The 18,436-nt window shown below is 70.5% G+C and carries 15 protein-coding genes; 7 read left to right on the forward strand and 8 right to left on the reverse strand.

The window, feature by feature from the left end:
- Nucleotides 1–30 precede the first annotated feature (30 nt).
- Nucleotides 31–240 (reverse strand): helix-turn-helix domain-containing protein, encoded by a 210-nt coding sequence (locus ACOWU6_RS00655; protein ID WP_271172785.1) that lies wholly within the window; start codon nt 238–240, stop codon nt 31–33.
- Nucleotides 241–726 (reverse strand): DUF2975 domain-containing protein, encoded by a 486-nt coding sequence (locus tag ACOWU6_RS00660; RefSeq protein WP_324014303.1) that lies wholly within the window; start codon nt 724–726, stop codon nt 241–243. It abuts the gene before it with no gap.
- A gap of 180 nt (nt 727–906) precedes the next feature.
- Here ACOWU6_RS00660 and ACOWU6_RS00665 point away from each other — a divergent pair, with 180 nt between their 5' ends.
- The 6 genes from ACOWU6_RS00665 (at nt 907) to ACOWU6_RS00690 (ending at nt 9,738) form a co-directional block, all read left to right on the forward strand.
- On the forward strand, nt 907–3,432 hold the full coding sequence (locus ACOWU6_RS00665) for an ATP-dependent Clp protease ATP-binding subunit (RefSeq protein WP_421074366.1): 2,526 nt from the start codon (nt 907–909) through the stop codon (nt 3,430–3,432).
- Nucleotides 3,433–3,655: 223 nt separating this feature from the next.
- Nucleotides 3,656–4,732: a 3-deoxy-7-phosphoheptulonate synthase gene (locus ACOWU6_RS00670; protein ID WP_421074367.1), complete on the forward strand. Its 1,077-nt coding sequence runs from the start codon at nt 3,656–3,658 to the stop codon at nt 4,730–4,732.
- Between the two features lie 9 nt (nt 4,733–4,741).
- On the forward strand, nt 4,742–5,689 hold the full coding sequence (locus ACOWU6_RS00675) for a nucleoside hydrolase (protein WP_271172781.1): 948 nt from the start codon (nt 4,742–4,744) through the stop codon (nt 5,687–5,689).
- 279 nt (nt 5,690–5,968) lie between these two features.
- Nucleotides 5,969–6,970, forward strand: a complete 1,002-nt coding sequence (locus tag ACOWU6_RS00680) for an ABC transporter permease (RefSeq protein ID WP_271172780.1) — start codon at nt 5,969–5,971, stop codon at nt 6,968–6,970.
- Nucleotides 6,971–6,980: 10 nt separating this feature from the next.
- Entirely contained in the window at nt 6,981–7,946 is a 966-nt protein-coding gene (locus tag ACOWU6_RS00685; protein WP_271172779.1) for a carbohydrate ABC transporter permease, read from the forward strand.
- A 28-nt stretch (nt 7,947–7,974) separates the two neighbouring features.
- Nucleotides 7,975–9,738 (forward strand): ABC transporter substrate-binding protein, encoded by a 1,764-nt coding sequence (locus ACOWU6_RS00690; protein ID WP_282978631.1) that lies wholly within the window; start codon nt 7,975–7,977, stop codon nt 9,736–9,738.
- A 71-nt stretch (nt 9,739–9,809) separates the two neighbouring features.
- Here ACOWU6_RS00690 and ACOWU6_RS00695 read toward each other — a convergent pair whose 3' ends face one another.
- The 3 genes from ACOWU6_RS00695 to ACOWU6_RS00705 form a co-directional block, all read right to left on the reverse strand.
- A complete protein-coding gene (locus ACOWU6_RS00695) occupies nt 9,810–10,412 on the reverse strand; it encodes a DUF624 domain-containing protein (RefSeq protein ID WP_421074368.1) in 603 nt (200 codons plus the stop codon).
- A gap of 97 nt (nt 10,413–10,509) precedes the next feature.
- Entirely contained in the window at nt 10,510–11,259 is a 750-nt protein-coding gene (locus tag ACOWU6_RS00700) for a sulfite exporter TauE/SafE family protein (protein WP_421074544.1), read from the reverse strand.
- Nucleotides 11,259–12,278: an NYN domain-containing protein gene (locus ACOWU6_RS00705; protein WP_271172775.1), complete on the reverse strand. Its 1,020-nt coding sequence runs from the start codon at nt 12,276–12,278 to the stop codon at nt 11,259–11,261. Before ACOWU6_RS00705 ends, ACOWU6_RS00700 begins: the two co-directional genes overlap by 1 nt.
- A 195-nt stretch (nt 12,279–12,473) precedes the next feature.
- Here ACOWU6_RS00705 and ACOWU6_RS00710 point away from each other — a divergent pair, with 195 nt between their 5' ends.
- Entirely contained in the window at nt 12,474–14,948 is a 2,475-nt protein-coding gene (locus tag ACOWU6_RS00710) for a rhamnogalacturonan lyase (protein ID WP_421074369.1), read from the forward strand.
- A 60-nt stretch (nt 14,949–15,008) separates the two neighbouring features.
- On the opposite strand, the gene xylB is transcribed toward ACOWU6_RS00710, so the two are convergent.
- From xylB to ACOWU6_RS00725, 3 genes are read right to left on the reverse strand one after another with little or no spacing between them, the layout of a single operon-like run.
- Nucleotides 15,009–16,400 (reverse strand): xylulokinase, encoded by a 1,392-nt coding sequence (gene xylB, locus ACOWU6_RS00715; RefSeq protein ID WP_421074370.1) that lies wholly within the window; start codon nt 16,398–16,400, stop codon nt 15,009–15,011.
- Between the two features lie 11 nt (nt 16,401–16,411).
- Nucleotides 16,412–17,602 (reverse strand): xylose isomerase, encoded by a 1,191-nt coding sequence (xylA, locus tag ACOWU6_RS00720; protein ID WP_421074371.1) that lies wholly within the window; start codon nt 17,600–17,602, stop codon nt 16,412–16,414.
- A 49-nt stretch (nt 17,603–17,651) separates the two neighbouring features.
- Nucleotides 17,652–18,380, reverse strand: a complete 729-nt coding sequence (locus ACOWU6_RS00725; protein ID WP_421074372.1) for an alpha/beta hydrolase — start codon at nt 18,378–18,380, stop codon at nt 17,652–17,654.
- Between the last annotated feature and the right edge of the window lie 56 nt (nt 18,381–18,436).

The raw sequence follows: 18,436 nt of genomic DNA on the forward strand, positions 1-18,436 counted from the left end.
CCATGAAAGCAAACGCCGTGCGCCGCGGGCTCACTCCTCGGGCTCCCAGCGGAGCAGATCGCCCGGCTGGCACTCGAGCGCCTCGCACAGCGCGTCGAGCGTGGCGAAGCGGACGGCCTTGGCGCGTCCGTTCTTGAGCACGGCGAGGTTGGTGGGGGTGATGCCGATCCGCTCGGCGAGCGCGCCGACTGACATCTTCCGGCGGGCGAGCATGACGTCGATGTCCACGATGATCGGCACTCAGATCACCTCGCCGAGCTCGTCCCGCAGGGCCTGCGCCTCGTGCTCGCGCGCGATCGCCTGCCGCAGCAGCGCCTTCATGACGACGACGAGCAGCGCCATCCCCCCGAGGACGAGCGACGCACCGCAGACGAGGCCGACGAGACCCGGGGCCGCGCTGCCCGGGGCGAGGAGGATCGCGAGCGCGAAGGCGAGCAGGGCGGCCGCCGCGATCGCTCCGATGATGACGTCGACGTAGCGGAAGGACGACTCCGAGAAGATCGAGCCGCGCCGGACCCTGGTGAGGAGCTGCCACACGCACACCCCGAAGACCTGCATCGTCGCGACGCCGAGCCCGAGGATGACGACGAAGGCGACCCGCGACGCCGTCTCCACGCCCTCGAGGTCGACCCAGATCAGCGGGAGGAGGAACGCCTGCACGACGACCGACCCCGCAAGGGCGAGGGCGATGACGACGCGCAGGATGAGGATCGTCGCTCTGCTCACGGTCGCTCCGCTCGTTGAATCACAGCGGAAATCTATCGATAGTCGTTCGATAGTGCAAGTCGCTCGACAGATTCTCGCGGGCGGGAATAGCGCGCACGGGATCGCGTTGATCTTGATAGACTCCGACTCAAGTTCCATACTTGATAGGGAACGACGCAACTTTCAAGGAGATGCCGGGACATGCCCGAGAACAACTTCCCCCAGGATGGGCCGAGCTCGTTCGACGAGTTCCTCGCGCGCTATCTGCAGGGCGAGCGTGCTCGCGCGAGCCGCTCGATCGATCTCAGCCGCTTCCTCAGCTCGCGCACGCAGGAGCTCCTGCAGCGGGCGGGGCGCTACGCCCTCGGTCGCGGGCAGCTCGAGCTCGACGCGCTGCACGTCCTCCACGTGCTCGCCGGCGACGCGACCGTCGCCGACGCGATCTCGCGCGTCGGCGGAGACCCCGAGGCGATCGCACGGGAGGCCGAGGAGCGGCTTCCGCGCGAGGGTGCCTCGGCCCACGTCGACGCCGCCGCGGTGACGGCGGCCGTGCAGCGGGCGCTGTTCCACGCGTTCCAGGTGGCGCGCTCGTCTGGCTCGACCTATGTGGACCCCGAGCACCTCTTCTTCGCCCTCGTGCTCGCACAGGACACGCCCGCCGGGCAGATCCTCGCACGCTCGGGCGTGACCGCGGAGGCCCTCACCCAGGGCGCGCGCGAGAGCGTGGACCCGCAGGCCGCGCCCGAGCAGGGCGCAGGGCGGACCGCGGGCGGATCGATGCTCGAGAAGTACGGCACCGACCTCACGGCGCTCGCGCGGGACGGCGAGCTCGACCCGGTCATCGGCCGCGCCGACGAGATCGAGCAGACGATCGAGATCCTCTCGCGCCGAACGAAGAACAACCCCGTGCTCGTGGGCGAGGCCGGCGTCGGCAAGACCGCCGTCGTCGAGGGCCTCGCGACCGCCATCGTCGCGGGAGCCGTTCCGGAGCAGCTGCGGAACCGCCGGGTCGTCGCACTCGACCTCCCCGCGATGCTCGCGGGCACGCGCTACCGCGGCGACTTCGAGGAGCGCCTGACGAAGACGATGGAGGAGGTCGCCGCGCAGAAGGGCGAGCTCATCCTCTTCATCGACGAGATCCACACTCTCGTGGGCGCCGGCGGCGGGGGAGAGGGAGCCATGGACGCGGGCAACATCCTCAAGCCGCGTCTCGCTCGCGGAGACCTGCACCTCGTCGGCGCGACGACGCTCTCCGAGTACCGCAAGATCGAGAAGGACGCCGCGCTCGAGCGCCGCTTCCAGCCCGTGCGGGTCGGCGAGCCGTCGCCCGCGGACGCGATCGCGATCCTCGAGGGGCTCCGCCCGGCGTACGAGGAGCACCACCGTGTCACCTACACCGACGACGCGCTGCGGGCGGCCGTCGAGCTGAGCGACCGCTATCTGTCCGACCGCGTGCTGCCGGACAAGGCGATCGACCTCATCGACCAGGCCGGCGCCCGGGTGCGGCTGCGTCTGGGCGCTCCCGTCGACACGCAGGAGCTCGTCGCGCGTCTCGCCGAGCTCGAGGCGGAGAAGAACGCCGCGGTGTCGGCCGAGCACTACGAGGAGGCCTCCCGCATCCGCGACGAGATCGCGACCGTGCAGGCGCGCCTCGCCGACGCCACCTCGGCCGACGGAGCCGGGCGCGCGATCGTCGACGAGCCCGAGATCGCGGCCGTCATCAGCCGCGCCACCGGGATCCCCGTGAACCGCCTCACCGAGAGCGAGCGCGAGCGTCTCGCCGGTCTCGAGGAGGAGCTGCACGCCCGCGTGATCGGCCAGGACGATGCGGTGACGGCGGTCGCCAAGGCCGTCCGCCGCAGTCGCACGGGCATGGGCGACGCCCGCCGCCCGGTCGGGTCGTTCCTCTTCCTCGGGCCGACCGGCGTCGGGAAGACCGAGCTGGCGAAGGCGCTCGCGGCGAGCCTGTTCGACGACGAGAGCGCCGTGGTGCGCTTCGACATGAGCGAGTTCGGCGAGCGGCACACCGTCTCGCGCCTCGTCGGGGCCCCTCCGGGATACGTCGGATACGACGAGGCCGGTCAGCTCACGGAGCGCGTGCGGCGCAACCCGTACTCGATCGTGCTCTTCGACGAGATCGAGAAGGCGCACCCCGACGTGTTCAACCTGCTCCTGCAGGTGCTCGACGACGGGCGGCTCACCGACGGGCAGGGGCGCACCGTCGACTTCCGCAACACGGTCGTCGTGATGACCTCGAACCTCGGCTCGGAGTTCCTGACCTCGCGCTCGGGCGCGATCGGCTTCTCGGCCGCGGGGCGCGAGTTCGACGAGAAGGATCTGCGCGACCGCGTGATGGGGCGGCTGCGCGAGTCGATGCGCCCCGAGTTCCTCAACCGCATCGACGAGATCGTGCTCTTCCGCAAGCTCGACGAGCAGCAGCTCGCGCAGATCGTGCACCTGCTGCTGGGGGCGACCCGCGCGCGGCTGGGCGCGCGCGATATCGCCCTCGAGGCGACCGATGCCGCGGTGGCGTGGCTCGCCCGCAACGGCTACGAGCCCGAGTTCGGCGCTCGACCGCTGCGCCGTCTCATCCAGCGCGAGGTGGACGACCGCATCGCGGATCTGCTCGTGACGGGGGAGCTCGCGGACGGCGGCTCGGTCACGGTCGATGCGATCGACGACGGTCTCGTCGTCCGTGCGGAGCGGATGGCTCCGGCAGCCGCGTGAGAGATCGGAGGGCGGACGGGGCGACCCGCCCGCCCTCCGTGCACTAGAGTGGCGGCATGACAACCCGTTGGTATGCGTATGACGAGTCGGCTCCGGAGGGGCCGTCGCGGATGTAGCGTGCCGACACCTCCAGAGCCGACAGGGCAGAGCGATCGCTCTGCCCTTCGCCGTATCGGCGGGCTCTGCGCAAGAGGGTCCGCCCCGACCAGGGACAGGACCTGCCATGGACACCATCGAGGCCGCATCCGACATCCACGTCGCCTCGTTCACGACCCTCCCGAGCCCCGCTGAGATCGCCGCAGAGCTGCCCGGCGCCGACAGCGCCCCCTTCGTCGGCGCCGCGCGCGAGGCCGTCCGCTCGGTGATGACCGGAGACGATCCCCGCCTGCTCGTCGTCGTGGGCCCGTGCTCGATCCACGACCCGGCCGCGGGGCTCGACTACGCCGCACGGCTCGCGGAGGAGGCCCGGCGCCACGACGAGGATCTCCTCGTCGTCATGCGGACCTACTTCGAGAAGCCCCGCACGACGGTCGGCTGGAAGGGCCTCATCAACGATCCGCACCTCGACGGAAGCCATGACATCGCGACCGGACTGCGTCTCGCCCGACGCTTCCTCCGCGACGTCACGGCGCTCGGTCTGCCCTGCGCGACCGAGTTCCTCGAGCCGATCAGCCCGCAGTACATCGCCGACCTCGTGACGTGGGGAGCGATCGGCGCGCGCACGACCGAGAGTCAGATCCACCGACAGCTCGCCTCCGGCCTGTCCATGCCGATCGGGTTCAAGAACGGGATGGACGGCGGCATCCAGGTTGCGATCGACGCGGCCCGGGCGGCGGCCGCGCCGCAGGCGTTCCTCGGAATCGGCGCGGACGGCCGCGCGAGTCTCGTCGCGACGACCGGCAACCCCGACACCTCGGTGATCCTGCGCGGAGGGGCGGACGGCCCGAACCACGGCCCCGAGCACGTGCAGGCCGCGGCCTCGCGCCTCGCAGCTGCCGGCCTCGCGCCGCGTCTCGTCGTCGACGCGAGCCACGGGAACAGCGGGAAGGACCACGTGCGGCAGTTCGCGGTGGCCGGCGAGATCGCCGAGCAGGTCGCCGCGGGCGGCGCGATCGCGGGTGTCATGCTCGAGAGCAATCTCGTCGCGGGCGCGCAGCCGCTGGATGTCGCCCGCGGACCCGCCGGGCTCGTCTACGGTCAGAGCGTCACGGACGCATGCCTGTCCTGGGAGACCACGGTCGACGCGCTCGGCCTGCTGGCGGCAGCCGCGCGCGCGAGGCAGGGCGGACGCGCCGGGTAGGCTCGAGCGGTGACGACCAAGATCGTGCTCGACGTCGACACCGGCATCGACGACGCCCTGGCCATCCTCACGGCGTGCCGGGCGCCCGAGATCGAGCTGCTCGCGTGCACGGCGACCTGGGGCAACATCGATGTCGCGCAGGCCGCGCGGAACACCGCGTACGTGCTCGACATCGCGGGGCGCTCCGACGTCCCGGTTGCCGCGGGGGCCGCCGGTCCGTATGACGGCACGGCGCCGGAGTTCTCGACGACGGTCCACGGTGCCGATGGGCAGGGCGGCAGGGCGGACCTCGATTTCGCGCCGGTCCTCGCGCGCGAGAGCGCGGTCGATCTGCTGCTGCGGCTCAGCCGCGAGCACGCGCACGAGCTCGAGATCGTCGCGGTCGGGCCGCTCACGAACCTCGCGCTCGCCCTGGACGCGGATCCCGATCTTCCGTCCCGCGTGCGCGCCGTGACGATCATGGGCGGCGCGTCGTTCGTCCCCGGCAACGTCACCCCGGGGGCCGAGGCGAACATCTGGCACGATCCCGAGGCGGCCCAGCGCGTATTCGACGCCGCGTGGCCCGTCACGATGGTGGGCCTCGACGTCACGATGCGCACGCTCCTCACCGAGGAGCATCGCGCGCGCCTTGCCGCGGGCGGCCGCGCTGGGCGCTATGCGGCAGACATCCTCGACCACTACTTCGGGTACTACGCGCAGGTGACCGGCGAGCGCACCTCGGCGAACCACGACGCGCTCGCGGTCGCGGTCGGGTGCGGGCTCGTGTCGACCGTCGTCGCACCCGTCGTGCACGTCGAGGTCGACACGACGCACGGTCCGAGCCGCGGTCGCACGGTGGCCGATCTGCGCGGCATGTGGCGCGGATGGCCCGAGGTCGACGGCGCGCGCCATCGGGTCGTGCTCGAGGTCGAGCCGGGCTTCGAGGACCGGATGGTGGATCTCATCGCGAGCGCCTGACCGCGCTCCGCAGCCCGCCGCGACCTGCCACGGACGGGCTTCGCGGAGCGCTTCGACAACCGACGGTCGATCGAGCCAGGGCTGCGATGTCGCCTCGCGCCGTGAATCCCGCGTGATTCCGGGCTTGATCGCGCCTATCGTGTGCGCTCGCCACATTTCCCCTTGACGCCCGCGACGTCTCTGCGTAGCTTTATCGAAGCGATTCGACTGATCCTCGGAAGAGGGCACGTCGCGGGTCACACGAAGGAGTGAGATGAGCCGATGCAGAGGAGGCGCGCGATGAGCGTGCTCACGGAGGTCGGAAGCGCGGCTCCGGAGACCGCGTCTCTCGCCGCAGGTGCCGGCGCGCCGCGCGGGCGGTCGCGGGCGCGGCGGCGCGGTCGGCGCACGTCGTTCGGGATGTTCCTGTGCATCGTGCCGTTCATGGTGCTGATCTTCCTGTTCTCGTACTTCCCGCTGTACGGGTGGATCTACTCCCTGTACGACTACCGGCCGGCGCTCGGGCTCGCCGGGAGCGAGTTCGTCGGCCTGCAGTGGTTCGAGCTCATGTTCAACTCGCCCGCGCAGATCGCGCAGATCGGGCAGGTGCTCACCAACACGCTCGCGATGAGCTTCCTCGGGATCGCGACCTCGGTCCTCCCCGTCGCGTTCGCGATCTTCCTCAACGAGATCAAGGCGCCGTGGTTCCGCAACTCCGTGCAGACGCTCACGACCATGCCGAACTTCATCTCGTGGGTGCTCGTGTACATGATCGCGTTCTCCCTGTTCTCGAGCACGGGGCTCGTGAACGACGTCCTCGTCGACTCCGGCCTCATTACGGCGCCCATGAAGTTCCTCGACTCGGGCGGCGAGGGCGTCTGGATCACGATGACGCTCTGGAGTCTCTGGAAGGGACTCGGATGGGGCGCGATCATCTACCTCGCGGCCATCGCGGGCATCGACCCCTCCCTCTACGAGTCCGCCAAGCTCGACGGCGCCGGCCGCTTCCAGACGATGTGGCACATCACGGTGCCGCAGCTCATGCCGACCTACATCGTCCTGCTCATGCTCTCGATCGCGAACCTGCTCAACAACGGCATGGAGCAGTACTTCGTGTTCCAGAACGCCTTCAACAAGGAGCACATCGAGGTGCTCGACCTGTACGTCTACAACATCGGCCTGACCGGCAACAACCTGTCGATGGCGACCGCCGTCGGCATGCTCAAGAGCCTGATCTCCGTGGTCCTGCTCTTCACCGTCAACGCCATCGCCAAGCGCACGCGCGGCTCGTCGATCATCTGAGGCAGCGAACATGACCGTCACCGAGACATCCGCACTCGTCGCGCCCGGCCTCGCGCCCGATCGACGCGCGCCCCGCACCGGCAGCAGGTCGGCCGGCGACCTCGCGTTCCACATCCTGAACTACGCGATGTTCACGGTGCTCGCGATCCTCTGCGCGTACCCCTTCTACTACCTCATCATCAACTCGGTCAGTGCGAACGACGCCTCGGCTCTGGGCGATGTGCGGCTCTTCCCCGTCGGGTTCCACCTGGAGAACTACGCCGAGATCTTCCAGCTCAAGGGACTCGCGACCTCCGCGGCGGTCACCGTCGCGCGCACGGTCCTCGGCACGGCGGCGACCGTGCTCGCGTCGGCCTTCCTCGGCTTCATGTTCACACAGGAGCGGATGTGGGGCCGCAGCTTCTGGTACCGGTTCACGGTCGTGACGATGTACTTCAGCGCGGGACTCATCCCGGTCTTCATCATCGTCAAGGCGCTGGGGCTCACGAACAACTTCTGGGTCTACGTCCTGCCGTTCGTCGTCCAGCCGTTCAACATCATCCTCGTCAAGACCTACGTCGAGTCGATGCCGCGCTCGCTGCAGGAGGCGGCGGAGGTCGACGGCGCGAACATCCTGCAGGTGTTCTTCCGGGTCTACCTCCAGAACATGACCCCGATCCTCGCGACCGTCGCCATCTTCTCCGCCGTCGCCCAGTGGAACATGTTCCAGGACACCCTGATCTACATCACCGACCAGAGCCTGTACACGCTGCAATACCAGCTGTACATGTTCCTCAATCAGGCGTCGTCGCTCGCCCAGGCGGCGCAGAACGCGGGCGGCGACCTCAGCGCGATCGCGGGTGCCGCGACGACGCAGACGGCGACCTCGATCCGCATGACCATCTCGGTGATCGTCGTGCTCCCGATCATCTTCATCTACCCGCTCTTCCAGCGGTTCTTCGTCAAGGGCATCATGCTCGGCGCCGTCAAGGGCTGACGGCCGGGCTCAGAGGAAAGGACAGGCAATGAAGCTCACCAGACTGGCCGCGGGAGTCGCGGTCGGATCCCTCGCGGTCGCGTCGCTCGCGGGCTGCTCCCTCATCACGGGCGAGCAGCCGTCCGATGCGCAGGACTCGGGCAGCGGGAGCTTCCCCGAGGCCTGGGAGGAGACGATCACGATCGACGTCTTCGACGGCCTCGCGAACTACATGGGCGTGCAGAGCGGATGGTTCGCGAAGATCGTCAAGGACAAGTTCAACATGGAGCTCAACATCATCGCCCCCAACGTCGCGGGCGGAGGCGACACGCTCTACAACACCCGCGTCTCGGCGGGCGATCTCGGCGACCTCATCATCACGGACAAGGGGGAGAAGCTCGACGAGCTCATCGAGGGCGGGCTCGTGCTCGACGCGGGCGGGTACTACGACCGGATGGAGCACGCGCCCCGGTTCGACGCCGCGGTCGACAAGCTCAACGAGGGGAAGGACGGCGTCTACGCCTTCCCGACGAGCGTCTCCTCGATCCCTCCGACGGAGTCGTCGGAGGGGCTCGAGCCGACCTTCGGCCCCTACGTCCGGTGGGACTACTACGCGGAGCTCGGCTACCCCGAGGTGGGCACGCTCGAGGACCTCCTCCCGATCCTCGCCGACATGCAGGCCGCGCACCCGACCGCCGAGAACGGACAGCCCGTCTACGGGCTGTCCCTCTTCAAGGACTGGGACGGCAACTTCATGAACAACGCCAAGCAGCCGGCGACGTTCTACGGGTACGACGAGATGGGCTTCGCGCTGGCGAAGGCCGACGGGTCCGACTACCAGAGCATCATCGACGACGACTCCGCGTACGTGCGCTCGCTGCGCTTCTTCCACGAGGCCAACGAGCTCGGCCTGGTCGACCCCGAGTCGACCACGCAGAACTACGACACGATGTTCACGAAGTACCAGAACGGGCAGGTGCTGTTCTCGTTCTGGCCGTGGCTCGGCCAGTCGGCCTTCAACACGCCGGAGAACACCGCCGAGGGCAAGGGCTTCGGCATGGTGAACATGCAGGACCAGCAGATCTTCTCGTACGGCGCCGAGATCTACGGCGGCAAGCAGGTGCTCGCGATCGGCGCGGACGCCGAGGATCCGGAGCGCATCGCGGCCTTCATCGACTGGCTCTACTCGACAGAGGGCGCGTACGTGAACGGCAGCCAGACGGGCGCCGCCGCCGGACCGCAGGGCCTGACCTGGGAGGTCGGGGCGGACGGCGAGCCCGAGCTCACCGAGTTCGGCATGGAGGCGCTCCTGACCGGGGAGGCCGCTGTTCCGGAGGAATGGGGCGGCGGCACCTACCGAGACGGCGTGTCGGCGCTCAACGTCACGGTCGTGCTGCCCGCCGACGTCGACCCGGACACCGGCTTCCCGTACAGCTACACGTTCTGGCCGAGCTTCCAGGAGACCCAGTCGAACCCGTTCACCGAGGACTGGTCGGCGCACATGGACGGCGCGACCTCCACGATGGACTTCCTCGAGACGCACGACCAGATCCTCGTCGCCCCCGGCGGCGGGTACACGTCGCCTCCCGACACGTCGGAGATCGAGACGCTCCGCAACCAGATCAAGGCGCAGATCGTGCAGTACTCATGGCAGATGGTCTTCGCCCGCGACGACGCGGAGTTCGACGCCCTGCTCGACGACCTGCAGACCACGGTCGAGGGGCTCGGCTACGACAAGGTGCTCGCCTTCGACATGGAGAAGGCCGAGGCGCAGAACGACGCGCGCGTCGCGGTGGCCGAGCAGTTCGGCTGACCGTCTCGCACCGGAGGGGCCGGTCCCGCGCATGGCGCGGGACCGGCCCCTCCGGCGCTGCGCGAGGGTGCTCAGTCGTGCCGTGCGAAGGCGCTGCGGAACGCGAAGGCCGCTGCGTAGGCGCCCACCGAGAACCCGATGGTGAGCAGGATGATCCAGAACGGCGGGAGCACGAAGGCCAGGCTCGCGCAGCCCGCGGGGAGCGCGAGGAGGAGGAGGGTGCGCGCCGGCTCCGCCGCCGGGAGGAGGAGCGCGCTGCGCAGGGTCTGGCGCAGGGGCTGCGCATAGCGCGCCACGAGCGCGCAGCCGTAGAGGAAGGCCGCGAAGAGCCACACGGCGCCGAGGAACGAGAGCATGCCCGCGACCGAGCCGAGCACGCTGCCGAGGGCCATCCAGAACACGCCGCTGAAGACCAGCGCAGCGGCCGGGACGCCGAAGACGAGGAGCACGACCGTGCCGCGGGCGGCGTCGCGTGCGAGCGCCGGGAAGAAGTCCGCGAGAGGGCGGCCCTGCTCGTCGTCCGAGTACCGCATCGCGACCTCGAAGAGAGCCGAGGTCGCGGCGCCGATCGTCACGACCGGAAGGCAGGCCACGAGGTACGCGACGTTGAGCCCGACGAACGTGAGGAACGTCGAGAGGCCGCTCAGGGCCCTGCCTTCGGGGTCGAGCTTCATCGCGGATCGGCCTCTCCTCGGGGGCGGCGGCCCCGGCGAACTCCTCGTCGGATTCTAGCCGGAGACCGGCGAAGCGCTTCGATTCTCGGCCGCGGCCTCAGACGAGCAGGTACACCGCGCCCGCGATCGTCAGGGCGATGACGAGCCGATCGAACACGCGCTGGTCCATCCGCGACGCGACGCGGCGGCCGACGAGAGCTCCGACGATGACGGCCGGCACGAGGACGAGGTCGAGCAGGAGCGAGCCGGGCGTGATGATGCCGAGCCCCACGGAGAACGGCAGCTTCGCGATGTTCACGATCGCGAAGAACCAGGCGGATGTGCCGAGGAACGCCTTCACGGGGAACTTCGCCGCGAGGAAGTACATCGACATCACGGGGCCCGCCGCGTTCGCCACCATGGTCGTGAATCCGCCGAGCGCGCCGTAGGTCGCCGCGGCGACCGCGCCCGACCGCGCTCCCGGCTCGGCCACAGACCGGGCCTGGAGCCATCGGCGCCACAGCGTCACGGCGACGACGAGCAGCAGGAGGACGCCGATGACGCGCCGCACCCAGGCGTCGTCGGCGAGGGCGAGGAACGCCCAGCCTGCGACGAGACCGAGCACGACCGCGGGCGCCATCCGGACGATGACCTTCCAGTCCGCGTGCCGCCGGTACGACAGCAGCGCGAACATGTCGCCCACGATGAGGAGGATGAGCAGGGCTCCGGTCGACTCCTTGGCGGGCAGGACCGCGGCGAACAGGGCGACCGAGAGCGTCGCGCCGCCCGGCACGGCGGTCTTGGACAGGCCGACGACGAGCGCGCCGATCGCGAGCGCCGCCCAGACGATCGGGGAGAGGTCGGCGATCACGCCTTGAGCCGCACGAGGCGCTCGTGGCCCGTCTCCTCGAGCTCCGCGAGGTCCTCGCGCGACTTGAGGAAGTCGGAGAACGAGCGGTATCCGAGGGCCTTCTCGCTGAACGAGGGGTCCATGCGGCGGATGTGCTGCTTCACGGCCGAGCTGTGCAGCCATCCCGCGTCATCGCCCTTGCCCTGGCCGACGCGCAGCGCCCGCTCCAGCAGGCGCGACGCGGCCGCGTGCAGGTCCTCCGGCGGCGTCTCGTCGAAGGCGAGGAACGTCTCCGGCTCCTCGGCGGGCTTGGACTTCGACGCCCGGCGCGTGCGCGGCTTCGCCTTCGGCTCGGCGTCGTCCTTCGCCTCGGCCCCGGCGGCCTTCGTCGCGTCCTTCGCGCCCTCCGCCTTGTCGGCGCTCTCGCCCCTGTCATCGGTCTTCGCCTTGGCGGCGGGCTTCGCGGGCAGCTGCACGCCGGGGAGCGAGTCGTAGGGCTCGAACTCGTCGCACGCCGCGGCGAGGGACTTCGCGGTGGAGCCCGCGACGCCCACGCCGACGACGTAGCGGCCGAGGCGCCGGCAGCGCTGCGCGAGCGGCACGTAGTCGGAGTCGCCCGCGACGATCACGACGTGCGTGAGGTCGGGGAGGCGGAACATGTCCTCGACGGCGTCGACCGCGAGGCGGATGTCCGCGCCGTTCTTCGCGTACGCGGCGGCGGGGAAGAGCTGCACGAGGTCGACCGCGCGCGCGACGAGCTGTTGGCGGTAGATGGCGTTCACGGGCGACGACCAGTCGGCGTAGGCGCGTGTGAGCACGAGCGTTCCGTACGACGCCGAGTAGTCGATGACCGCGCCCACGTCGACCATCGCGCGGGACAGCCGGTCGGCGATCTCGGGATCCTGCGGGTTCTCGGCGATCCGTGCGCGGTCTCGGCTGTAGGAGTTGCGCCCGTGGACCCGGTCGTACCACGACATCACGATGTTGTCGAAGTCGAGGTAGACGGCGACCCGGCCGTCATCGTGGGTCTCGGGCACGGCGGCTCCTCAGATGGGGCGGATGGGACTCCTCCGAGCGTAGCCGCGTCGGCTGTGCGTCGCGCCGGGTGCCCATCACCCGGATGGTGAGGGGTTGTCGGATGGCGCGCACGCCGCTACGGTCTGATGTGCGGAAAGCGTTTTCTCTCAAATCTGAAACGTTTCACATCCATCGACGACGATGAGGAGCCCGACATGACCCGACCATCCGCCCGCTGGGCCGCGCGCGCCGGCGTCGGCGCGCTGGCCGCAGCGCTGGTCGCCGCGATGCCCGGCATCGCTGCGCACGCCGACGATCGAGAGCCGCCCGTGCCGCAGCTCGAGCGGCTCGACCGCGGCCTCGTCGCCGCGCGCACCGACGACGGCGTCTTCCTCAGCTGGCGCCTCCTCGCCGAGGAGACCTCGGGCGCAGGAGAGGCGGGGATGACCGGACCGGACTTCGCCGTCTACCGCGACGGCGAGCGGATCGCGACGGTGACGGACAGCACGAACCTCCTCGATCCCGAGGGCACGGCGTCCTCCGCGTACCGCGTGGCGCCCATCGTGAACGGTGTCGAGCTCGAGGCGAGCGGCAGCACCGCACCGTGGAACGGCGCCTCCGCGACGCTGCCGCTGCAGAAGCCGGCTGACGGCGTGACGCCCGCGGGCGAGGCGTACACCTACTCGGCGAACGACATGTCGGTGGGGGACATGGACGGCGACGGCGATTACGAGTACGTCGTGAAGTGGTATCCGTCGAACGCCAAGGATGTCTCGCAGGTCGGCTACACGGGGAACACGTACATCGACACCTACGAGGCCGATGGCACCCTGCTGCACCGCATCGACCTCGGCGTGAACATCCGCTCGGGTGCGCACTACACGCAGTTCATGGTCTACGACTTCGACGGCGACGGCCGCTCCGAGATCATGATGAAGACCGCGCCGGGCACGAGCGTGACCGCGCAGGGGCGGACGGCCTACGTCACGATCCCGGCCGATGACGCGGCCGCCGGCGTGACGGACGCGGACGACTACCGGATGTCGGCGGCGGACTACCGGGCGCACCTCGTGGAGGTGTTCCGCGGATGGAGCGAGCGCGACGAGGTCGTGTCCGGTCAGTGGCCCGCGACGCTCGAGGAGGCCTTCGGGATCGAACCGCGCTACGACTACCCCCTCTCGGAGGCCGACGCGACCGCGCTCGTCGACTACTTCATCGACGTCTATGCGCCGTCGCGGTCCGCGCGGAACCAGCTGCGGAAGTTCGAGGGCTTCGTGCTGACGGGCCCCGAGTACCTCACGGTGTTCGACGGGCTGACCGGCGCCGAGCTCGAGACGGTGGACTACAAGCCGGGCCGCGGCGACGACGGCCTGCTCTGGGGCGACTATGCCATGGCGCGCATCGAGCCGGGCAACCGCAACGACCGCTTCCTCGCGGGTGTCGCGTACCTCGACGGCGCGCACCCCTCCGCGATCTTCGCCCGCGGCTACTACACGCGCTCCACGCTCGTCGCCTACGACTGGGACGGCGAGAGCCTCTCGGAGCGCTGGTACGTCGACAGCGGGCACGCGCCCATGGCCAACCCGTTCAACGCCTCGCCGCACGGCGTCGACGGCACGGACCCTGAGTTCGGCACGCTCACGACCCAGGGATTCCACTCGCTCTCAGTGGCCGACGTCGACGGCGACGGCAGGCAGGAGATCGTGTACGGGTCGGCGACGATCGACGATGACGGGTCGCTGCTCTACAGCTCGTTCGCCGAGATGCCCGAGGGAAGCGCCGCGCCAGGGACGACGGCGCGGCTCGGGCACGGCGACGCGATGCACGTGACCGACATCCTCCCCGAGCGCAGCGGCCTCGAGATCTTCACGGTGCACGAGGGCGGCGTCTGGGCGCCCTACGGATGGGCGCTCCGCGACGCCGCGACCGGCGAGGTGCTCGAGGGCGAGTACTCCGGTCGCGACACGGGACGCGGCATGGTCGGCGACGTCGATCCCGACCAGCCGGGGCTCGAGTTCTGGGCGTCGATGCCGCCCGGTTCCGGCACGCCGGTCGAGGGGCTGGGCACCAACCAGTCCATCCGCTGGGCGGCCGACATGACGACGCAGATCGTCGAGGGCTATGGTGACGAGGACGTGCGGATCGTCGACGGCTCGGGAGAGGTGCTTCTCGAGGCCGAGGGGACGCGCTCGAACAACGGCACGAAGGGCAACCCCGCCCTCGTCGCCGACATCTTCGGCGACTGGCGCGAGGAGCTCCTCGTGCGCTCGGCGGACAGCTCCGAGATCCGGATCCACCTCTCCACCGAGGTGACGGACCGCAAGCTCACCACGCTCATGCACGAGCCTCAGTACCGTGCGGAGGTGGCGCGGCAGAACACGGCGTACAACCAGCCGAGCTACACGGGCTACCGCCTCGCCTCCGACATCGACTGGGGCGACGTGCCCGTCTACACGAGCGAGGTCGTCGCGCCGGCGCCGATCTTCGTCGACGAGGCGGGCCGAGGCCGCGACGGCTACGAGATCCCCGATGCGCACGGCGTCGCGTACTACGTCGACGGCGCCGAGGTCGCGCCCGGCTTCCATCGCGCGAAGGGCTCCGTCGAGATCGTCGCGGTGCCCGACGCGTGGTTCGCCCTCGCTCCCGAGGTCGAGTCGACGTGGGAGTTCGCGTTCCGCGCCGGTCGCTGATCCCGAAAGAGGAGGGCCGCCGCCGGCGACTGCCGGCGGCGGCCCTCCTCTGCGTCCGGGTCAGCGGCGCGCGGCGTACTGCTCGCGGATGACCGGTCGCGTGTCGACGGGGAGGGTCGCGGCGATCTGCAGCGGCCACTCCGGGCGCGTGCCGGTGAGCGCCCACGCGGCCTGGGCCGCCGCGCCGAGCGCGACGTACTCTCCCGGCTCGGGCACGACGACGGGAGCATCGAAGACCTGCGCCGCGATCGCCTGGACGGCCGCGCTCTGCGCTGCTCCGCCCACGAGGAGCACGCGCTCGGCGGCGACGCCGTGGGCGCGGATCGCGTCGAGGCCCTCCGCGAGCCCGCACAGCACGCCCTCGATCGCGGCCCTGGCGAGGTTCTCGCGGGTCGTCGAGGCGAGGGTCATTCCGAAGAGCGTCGCTGTCGCATCGGGCAGGTTCGGAGTGCGCTCGCCCTCGAACCAGGGCTGCAGCACGAGCCCGCCCGCTCCCGGCTCGGCGGCGAGGGCGAGCCGCGCGAGCTCAGCGTGGTCTGCGCCGAGAAGAGCCGCGGTCGCGTCGAGCACGCGCGCCGCGTTCAGGGTCGTGACGATCGGCAGGAAGCCGCCTGCGGCATCCGCGAACCCGGCGACCGTTCCCGTCCGGTCCTGCACCGCGACATCCGTCACGGCGAACACGGTGCCGCTCGTGCCGATCGAGATCCCGATATCGCCCGCACGGGCATCGAGGCCGAGCGCCGCGCCCGCGTTGTCGCCGGCACCGGGCGCCACGACGAAGCCGCGGCCGTCGACGTGCTCGGCGGGAGCGAGGACGCGGGGGAGCACGATCGCGTCGGCGTCGCGGCGCAGAGCGCGTGCGAGCAGGTCGCGGTCGTAGACGTCGCGCGACGGGTCGAAGTACGCCGTCCCGCTCGCGTCGGAGCGATCGGTCACGAGCTCCTCGAGCACGGGGCCGCGCTCGCCGTCGGGTCCGAAGCCGCGCAGGCGCCAGGTGAGCCAGTCGTGCGGGAGCGCGACGGCCGCGACGCGCGCGGCGTTCTCCGGCTCATGATCCGCCAGCCACCGCAGCTTCGTCGCGGTGAAGGAGGCCACGGGGACGAGCCCCGCGCGCTCCGCGAAGGCCTCGGCGCCGACCTCCGCGGTGAGCGCGGCCGCGGCATCGGCCGAGCGCGTGTCGTTCCAGAGGAGGGCGGGGCGGATGACCTCGCCGCGCGCGTCGAGAGCGACCATGCCGTGCTGCTGCCCCGCGATCGACACCGCGTCGACGTCGGAGAGCCCGCCGGCGTCGGCGATCGCCGACTGCAGCGCGTCCCACCAGTGCCGGGGGTCGACCTCGGAGCCGTCGGGGTGCGATGCGCGGCCCGTGCGCGCGATCTCGCCGGTGGCGAGATCGCGCACGACGACCTTGCAGCTCTGCGTGGACGAGTCGATGCCCGCGACGAGAGTCATCCGCGCCGTCCTCAGCGGGCGCCGAGCAGGTGCTCGGTCGCGAGCTGCTGGAGCCGCACGAAGCCGAAGCCGTGGCCGCCCAGGTACGCGTCGGCGTCGAAGTCCTCGTACGCCGAGCGGTCGGCGAGGAGGTCGTCGTACGACTCGCCCTCGTTCAGGGTCGGCTGGCCGAGCTCGAGCACCTTCGCGCTCGCGAGCGCCTCCTGCACCTCGGGGTCGGCGCGGAAGGCGGCCGCCCGCTCCTTGAGGAGGAGGTAGGTGCGCATGTTCGCGGAGACCGAGTCCCACACGCCCGTCTCGTCCTCGGTGCGGCTGGGCTTGTAGTCGAAGTGGCGGGGGCCGTCGTAGGCGGGGACGCCGCCGGGGCCGCCGTTCTCGAGGAGGTCGACGAGCGCGAACGCGTTGTGCAGGTCGCCGTGACCGAAGACGAGGTCCTGGTCGTACTTGATGCCGCGCTGGCCGTTCAGATCGATGTGGAAGAGCTTGCCGTGGTACAGCGCCTGCGCGATGCCCGCTGCGAAGTTCAGTCCCGCCATCTGCTCGTGGCCGACCTCGGGGTTGAGGCCCACGAGCTCTGGGCGCTCGAGCGAGTCGATGAACGCGATCGCGTGGCCGAGCGTCGGGAGGAGGATGTCGCCGCGCGGCTCGTTCGGCTTCGGCTCGATCGCGAACCGGATGTCGTAGCCCTTGTCGGTGACGTAGTCGCCGAGGAGGTTGACCGCCTCGCGGTAGCGCTCGAGAGCCGCGCGGATGTCCTTCGCGGAGTCGTACTCCGCTCCCTCGCGGCCGCCCCACATGACGAAGGTCTTGGCGCCGAGCTCGGCGGCGAGGTCGATGTTCCGCAGCACCTTGCGCAGCGCGAAGCGGCGCACCTGGCGGTCGTTGGAGGTGAAGCCGCCGTCCTTGAAGACGGGGGCGCTGAACAGGTTCGTCGTGACCATCGGGACGACGACGCCGGTGTCGGCGAGCGCGCCCTTGAGGCGGTCGATCTGCTTCTGCCGCTCGTCCTCGGTCGAGCCGAACGCGAACAGATCGTCGTCGTGGAACGTGAGGCCGTAGGCGCCGAGCTCGGCGAGCTTCTCGACCGCGTGCACGACGTCGAGCGCCGGTCGGGTCGGGCCGCCGAACGGGTCGGTGCCGTTGTAGCCGATGGTCCAGAGACCGAACGAGAACTTGTCGTCCTTGGTGGGTGTGAGCGACATGAGGATCCGCCTTCAGCGTCGTCGGTGAAATGTTGTGGAAATGAACATATCACCAACCCTGCTCGCGGATCCAGTCCACCGCGAGGCGTGTCCATCCCTCGAGCGGTCCGAGGCCGGTTGCGAGTCCCTTTCCGTGCGCGCCCTCCGCGAAGACGTGCAGGTCGGCGGGCACGCCGTGACGGACGAGCGCCCGCGTGTAGGCGAGGGCGTGCGTCACCGGGACCGCCTCGTCGGCGGCCGTGTGCCACAGGAACGTCGGCGGCGTGCGCTCGTCGACGAGGGCGTCGGCGTCGAGCGCCGCACGGGCGGCGACGGGCGCGTCGAGGCCGAGGAGCGCGTCGACGGAGCCCCGGTGCACGAGATCGGTCATCGAGATGACCGGGTAGCAGAGGATGGCCAGGTCGGGCCGCGCGTCGATGTCGTGCGCCGCGCGCTCCGCCGCCGTGGGCGCGCTGCTGAGCGTGGCCGCGAGGTGACCGCCCGCCGAGAAGCCGAGCACGCCGATCCGCGACACATCGAAGGCCCCGTGCTCGCCGCGGCGGAGGGCGGCCAGGAGCGACCGGGTCGCGACGATGGGCTCGGGATGGCGCTGCGGCGCGACCGGGTAGCGGAAGACCACGGCGTTCAGTCCCGCGTCGTTCAGCCACGCCGCGACGGGCTCGGCCTCGTGCGGGGCGTGATGCGCGTAGCCGCCTCCCGGCAGCACGAGCATGAGCGGGCGGCTCTCGGGAGCCTCGGCGCGGGCGGGCAGGAAGACGATCTCGTCGGCGTGGGTCATGCTCGTTTCCTACCATCCGCGCGCACCGTATCGTGGTCCGCGTGTGCCCTGATGCG

The organism is Microbacterium sp. SA156 (assembly GCF_049065455.1).
Classification (GTDB): Bacteria; Actinomycetota; Actinomycetes; order Actinomycetales; family Microbacteriaceae; genus Microbacterium; species Microbacterium barkeri.